General features: G+C 59.5%; 4 protein-coding genes. 2 read left to right on the top strand and 2 right to left on the bottom strand.

Annotated features, from left to right (window positions below; all coding sequences use genetic code 11):
- Positions 1–356 precede the first annotated feature (356 nt).
- Positions 357–2,558 (bottom strand): catalase/peroxidase HPI, encoded by a 2,202-nt coding sequence (katG, locus tag ACR0ER_RS22660; protein ID WP_480770847.1) that lies wholly within the window; start codon positions 2,556–2,558, stop codon positions 357–359.
- 366 nt (positions 2,559–2,924) lie between these two features.
- Between katG and ACR0ER_RS22655 the strand changes: the two genes are divergently transcribed.
- Positions 2,925–4,541: a GMC family oxidoreductase gene (locus ACR0ER_RS22655; RefSeq protein ID WP_480770846.1), complete on the top strand. Its 1,617-nt coding sequence runs from the start codon at positions 2,925–2,927 to the stop codon at positions 4,539–4,541.
- Positions 4,542–4,544: 3 nt separating this feature from the next.
- Here the strand turns inward: ACR0ER_RS22655 and ACR0ER_RS22650 are convergent, their stop codons facing one another.
- Entirely contained in the window at positions 4,545–5,390 is an 846-nt protein-coding gene (locus tag ACR0ER_RS22650) for an SDR family oxidoreductase (protein WP_480770845.1), read from the bottom strand.
- A gap of 90 nt (positions 5,391–5,480) precedes the next feature.
- Between ACR0ER_RS22650 and ACR0ER_RS22645 the strand changes: the two genes are divergently transcribed.
- Positions 5,481–6,113 (top strand): class I SAM-dependent DNA methyltransferase, encoded by a 633-nt coding sequence (locus tag ACR0ER_RS22645; RefSeq protein ID WP_480770844.1) that lies wholly within the window; start codon positions 5,481–5,483, stop codon positions 6,111–6,113.

Raw genomic sequence — 6,113 nt, 5'->3', positions numbered from 1 at the left:
ACTCAATCCCTCAAGATGCCCCCGGCCTCTCCCGAGCGTCTCCGCCGTCTCCAGCGTCCCAGCAACCGCCTCAGCAGCGCCGGTGAAGGGGTATTTACGGATTGGTCCGGGAACCTGCAACCCCCATTTTGAAAAAACTTCACATTTCTCAGCAGAAACTCACTCACTTTAATGAAAACAACAGGTTAGCTTTAGAATTTCCCTCGCTGCCGCCTGCGAATGCCGGTGGAAACCTCGGAAAGGTTGGTCCTTGAGCGGAATCGTACCCAATGCTTGGTATGCCCCCGAGACTCGGGCGCAAAAAAACGCCGCCCGAGTCCCCTCGGGCGGCGTCGCTTCGTGAGTGGTCGTCCTGTTTACTTCAAATCAAACCGATCCGCGTTCATCACCTTGTTCCAGGCTGAAACGAAGTCGCAGACGAATTTGCCCTCGGCATCGGCCTGACCATAGACCTCGGCCAGAGCCCGCAATTGCGAATTCGAGCCGAACACCAGATCGACGCGGGTGCCGGTCCATTTGACATCACCGCTGGAGCGGTCGCGGCCTTCGTAGACGCCTTTGCCGGAGGGCTTCCATTCGGTGCTCATGTCCAGAATGTTGGTGAAGAAATCATTGCTGAGCGTTCCGACGCGGTCAGTGAACACGCCATGCTTGCTGTCGCCGAAATTGGCACCCAGCACACGCAGACCGCCGACAAGCACCGTCATCTCGGGCGCGGACAGGGTCAGCAACTGCGCCCGGTCAACCAGCAGTTCTTCGGGTGACACTGTATAGTCGGCCTTCTGGTAGTTGCGGAAGCCGTCAGCGATAGGCTCCATCACCGAGAAGCTATCCACATCCGTCTGCTCTTGCGTCGCATCGGTGCGGCCCGGAGTGAACGGGACCTCGACATCCTGACCGCCCGCTTTGGCCGCCTGTTCGACACCTACAGCACCCGCCAGAACGATCACATCCGCCAGTGACACTTTCTTGCCGCCCGACTGTGCATCGTTGAAGGCTTTCTGAACGCCCTCCAGCGCGTCCAGCGCCTTGGACAGTTTCATCGGCTCGTTGACGTCCCAGTCTTTCTGCGGCGCAAGACGGACACGGGCACCATTGGCACCGCCCCGCTTGTCCGACCCGCGGAAGGTCGAGGCCGAGGCCCATGCGGTCGAGACCAGTTCCGATACCGACAGGCCGGTAGCAGCAATCTTGGCTTTCAGGTCGGCCACATCCGCATCATCGACCAGATCGTGATCCACGGCGGGTACGTTGTCCTGCCACAGCAGTTCCTCGGCCGGGGCTTCGGGGCCAATATAGGCCGCGCGCGGACCCATGTCGCGGTGGGTCAGTTTGAACCACGCACGGGCGAAGGCATCGGCGAACTCTTCTGGGTTCTCATGGAAGCGTTTCGAGATCGGGCCATAGATCGGATCCATGCGCATCGCCATATCGGCGGTGGTCATCATGGTTTTGACCTTCTTGGACGGATCATGCGCCGCCGGGGCCATGTCTTCTTCCTTAACACCGACCGGTTCCCAGATATATGCACCTGAGGGGCTTTTGGTCAGGTTCCAGTCATAGCCGAACAGCAGATCGAAATATCCATTGTCCCATTTGATCGGGTTCGCAGTCCATGCTCCTTCAATGCCCGATGTGGTGGTGTCATCCCCCTTGCCCGAGCCGAACTTATTGATCCAGCCAAAGCCCATCTCTTCAATCGGAGCAGCCTCAGGGTCAGGGCCGACCAGATCGGGGTCACCCGCACCGTGCGCTTTACCGAAGGTGTGACCACCGGCAACCAGCGCGACAGTTTCCTCGTCATTCATCGCCATCCGGCCAAAGGTATCGCGGATGTCGCGGCCCGAGGCCAGGACGTTCGGCTCGCCATCCGGGCCTTCGGGATTCACATAGATCAGGCCCATCTGCACGGCAGCCAGCGGGTTTTCAAGATCACGCTCACCCGAATAGCGGCTATGCGGGTTGTTGGTCGGGGCCAACCATTCGGTCTCGGACCCCCAATAGATGTCTTCCTCGGGTGCCCAGATATCTACTCGGCCACCGGCGAAACCGAAGGTCTTGCCGCCCATCGACTCGATTGCGCAATTCCCGGCCAGGATCATCAGGTCCGCCCAGGAGATTTGGTTTCCGTATTTCTGCTTGATCGGCCACAGAAGACGGCGCGCCTTGTCCAGGTTGCCGTTATCCGGCCAGCTGTTTAGCGGCGCGAAACGCTGGTTCCCGGTCGAGGCACCGCCACGACCATCGGCGGTGCGGTACGTCCCGGCGCTGTGCCAGGCCATACGGATGAAGAATCCACCGTAATGGCCATAGTCCGCAGGCCACCAGTCCTGCGAATCCGTCATCAGCGCATAGAGGTCTTCCTTCAGAGCCTTCATGTCCAGCTTCTTGAATTCTTCGGCATAGTCAAAATCCGAACCCAGCGGGTTCGACGCAGGCGTGTTCTGGTGCAGGATCGACAGGTTTAGCTGGTTCGGCCACCAATCCCGGTTTGACCGGGTACCCGCGCCGTGCATTACCGGGCAACCGCCCGTTTTGGGGTTATCACTTCCGTCCATATCGATCTCCAATCCTGGCTAATTTCCGGCAGGTTCGCGCGGTCAAAACTCGGTCGATCAAGAACACATGTAGAGGGCACTTTTACCCCGCCAAGGATGCGCGATGCGTCCTGTGCAAGGTATCGGCGACTCTGTTGTCTTGTCCCTTTCAGAAGTAACAAATCAAAGCCATGCAAAAAAGTTTTGTTTAGTGATGAGTTTAATAGGAAATGGTTATGATAATTTTAGAATTGGTCAGCCCGGACCTCAATAACCTTGGGTCACATCCCGGATACGGCAATTGTATTTTCCCGTCGCTCGGCCACAGTCTTGGACAAGGCTGACTTGGCACCACTCTGCCCGGTCGGGCAAGAGGGGGAAATCGGAATGGAATTCGACTATGTCATTGTCGGCGGCGGGTCCGCAGGCTCGGTGCTGGCCAGCCGTCTCAGCGAAGACCCAAGCAAACGCGTTTGCCTGCTTGAGGCTGGCGGGCGCGGCGACAGCATTCTGGTCCGGATGCCCTCGGCCGTAGTTGCCGCCCTTCCCGGACGTCCCAAGATCAACAACTGGGCCTTTGAAACGGTGCCGCAACCGGGGCTGAATGGGCGGCGGGGCTATCAACCGCGTGGCAAGGCACTGGGCGGGTCCAGCGCAATCAATGCGATGCTTTATATAAGGGGTCATCGTCAGGATTATGACGGCTGGGCCGAGCTGGGCTGTACCGGTTGGGGCTGGGACAGTGTGCTGCCTTATTTCAAATGGTCCGAGAATAATGAGGATGGCGCCGATGATCTACATGGCGCGGCTGGCCCGCTGCAGGTGTCAAACCAGAAAGAGCCGCGCCCGATCACCCATGCCTTCGTTGAGGCGGCCGAGCAGATGCAGCACCGCCGCACCGATGATTTCAATCGCGGCGACAACGAAGGGGTTGGTCTGTATCAGGTGACGCAGTTCCACGACCCGGCCAAAAACGGCGAGCGGTGCTCAGCCGCTGCGGCTTATGTCTTTCCAGCCATCGGCCGCCCCAACCTGACGGTCATTACTCAGGCCTATGCCAAAGAACTGACCTTTGATGGCAAACGCGCGACCGGGGTGATCTACAAAAAGAAAGCTAAGGGCGCCGATATCACGGTCACGGCAAAGCGTGAGGTACTGGTTTGCGCCGGAGCGCTGAAATCTCCGCACTTGCTGCAACTGTCCGGGATCGGTGCTGCCGAGGACCTGACTAAACATGGTATTGCCCTGCGCCACAACCTGCCCGGTGTGGGCAAAAACCTGCAGGACCATCTGGATTTCATCCTGTCCTACAAAACCAAGGACCCCGACAATTTCGGAATCAGCCCGATGGCGTCGGCAAAGCTGACCCGTCACCTTTTGCGCTGGCGTAAGACCGGCGTGTCGATGGCGGCGACTCCCTTTGCCGAAGGGGCCGGGTTTCTAAAAACCTCAGCCGATCTGGACCGGCCTGACATTCAGCTGCATTTCACCATCGCGCTGGTCGATGATCACGCCCGCAAGCTGCATTACGGCCACGGCTTCACCTGCCATGTCTGCAAATTGCGCCCCGAAAGCCGTGGAACGGTTGGCTTGAACAGCGCCAATCCTTTTGCCGCACCCGCCATAGATCCGGCCTTCCTGTCCGACGACCGCGATCTGGACACGATGATCAAGGGCGCGCGGATGATGCGGGATATCCTCGAAGCCCCGGCGCTGGCCAAATACCGGCACAAAGAGATGTTCGGAACCGACGCCGCACGTACTGACGCCGATTGGGAACAACACATCCGCGCCCGCGCCGACACCATCTATCACCCGGTTGGAACCTGCAAAATGGGGGTGGATGAGATGGCCGTGGTTGACCCGGAGCTGCGCGTACGCGGGATCGAGGGGCTGCGGGTGGTCGATGCCTCGGTCATGCCGACGCTGATCTCGGGCAATACCAACGCGCCAACCATTATGATCGCCGAGAAAGCCGCCGACCTGATCAAAGCCGCGGGGTGATCCTCAGACGTCTGTCATCAGAGCCTCAAGTCCGGTGCGATAGTCCGGATAAAGTAGGCGCACGCCCAGTTCATCCTTGATCCGGTCATTTCGGACGCGCTTGTTTTCATTGTAAAAGCTGCGGGCCATCGGGGTCAGGTCGGCCTCACCAAACGGAATGGCGGGCGGTAGAGGCAGGCCCTGCAGCTCGGCGGCATAGGCGATGACGTCCTGTGGTGGCACCGGCTCATCATCGCAGACATTATATATGGCGCCGGGATTGGGTGCAGCCATCGACGCCGCCAGAACCTGCGCGATGTCGGCCACGTGAATGCGGGAGAACACCTGCCCGGGCTTGATGATGCGACGCATTCCCGCCCGTTTGAGCTTGGAAAACGGGCCGCGACCGGGGCCATAGATGCCAGCCAGCCGAAAGATATGGACCGGCAACCTGGGGATGTTCTGCCATTGCTGTTCGGCCCTTACCCGCCACCGGCCTCGCTCTGCCGTAGGTGTGGGCGGCGTGGACTCATCCACCCATTCCCCCTGATGATCGCCATAAACGGCCGTCGTCGACAGGTATCCAACCCATTTGATTTGCGCAGCCCGTGCGGCGATCTCATCCTGAAACGCGGCCAGCACCGGATCACCGTCTTTTTTGGGGGAAGTCGAAATCAAAAGATGCGTCACCCCATCCAGATCCGGTGTCTGTCCGGGCCAGATCAGTGGTTCAGCGCCTGATGCCCGAATGGTGGGGGATTGGGCGGGATCGCGGGTGGTGCCGACGATGCGCCACCCTTGGGGTTTCAGTAGCTGGGACAAGGCTTGCGCCGAATATCCGTGGCCGAACGAAAAAAGAGTTCCAGTCATGCCGCCTTTGATGATCCGCAATCCCGGCGGATGCAAGCACCTGCGTCTGAATACTTGATTCGAATCCCTCAATGCGCCTTTCTTTTAAGCATGGCTGAGAAAACACCAAACCTGCACACCGCTTATTCCCTGGAAACGCCCGACGATCACAAAGAGCTTTATGCAGAATGGGCCGGGGACTATGACGAGACCTTCGCTGCGCGCGAAGACTATCAGCTCCATATTCACACGGCCCGCGCCTTTGTGGCTGCCGGTGGGCAAGGCCCGGTTCTGGATGTGGGTGCGGGTACCGGGCTGTGCGGCGCGGTTTTGGCCGGGCTGGGTGTCGGGCCGATCGACGCCACCGATATCAGCGCCGAGATGCTGGATCAGGCGATGCGCAAGGATATCTACCGCGACGCGATCGTGGCCGATTTGAATCAGGGCATCCCGGTTCCGCGCGACAGCTATTCCGGCATTGTGTCCTCGGGCACGTTCACCCATGGCCATCTGGGCCCCGAGGCCCTACCCGCCTTGCTACGCATTGCCCGCCCCGGCGCACAATTCGCTCTGTCGATCAACGCGCAGCACTATGAAAAGCTGGGCTTTGCTGAGGCATTGCACAAACTGGCACAGGGTCAGATACACAACCTGACCCTGCCCGAGGTGCGGATTTATGGCGATCTGGCCGTAGGCCCCAACAAGGACGACACCGCGCTGATTGCCTTGTTCGAGCGCACCTGA

Source organism: Ruegeria sp. CH8 (genome assembly GCF_056536985.1).
This window is presented reverse-complemented; position numbering and strand designations above follow the sequence as displayed.

What these genes read in the sequence shown, in the direction of transcription:
- ACR0ER_RS22655 (WP_480770846.1), top strand. Translation starts at nt 2,925, where the DNA reads ATGGAATTCGACTATGTCATTGTCGGCGGCGGGTCCGCAGGCTCGGTG.
- katG (WP_480770847.1), bottom strand. Translation starts at nt 2,558, where the DNA reads ATGGACGGAAGTGATAACCCCAAAACGGGCGGTTGCCCGGTAATGCAC.
- ACR0ER_RS22645 (WP_480770844.1), top strand. Translation starts at nt 5,481, where the DNA reads ATGGCTGAGAAAACACCAAACCTGCACACCGCTTATTCCCTGGAAACG.
- ACR0ER_RS22650 (WP_480770845.1), bottom strand. Translation starts at nt 5,390, where the DNA reads ATGACTGGAACTCTTTTTTCGTTCGGCCACGGATATTCGGCGCAAGCC.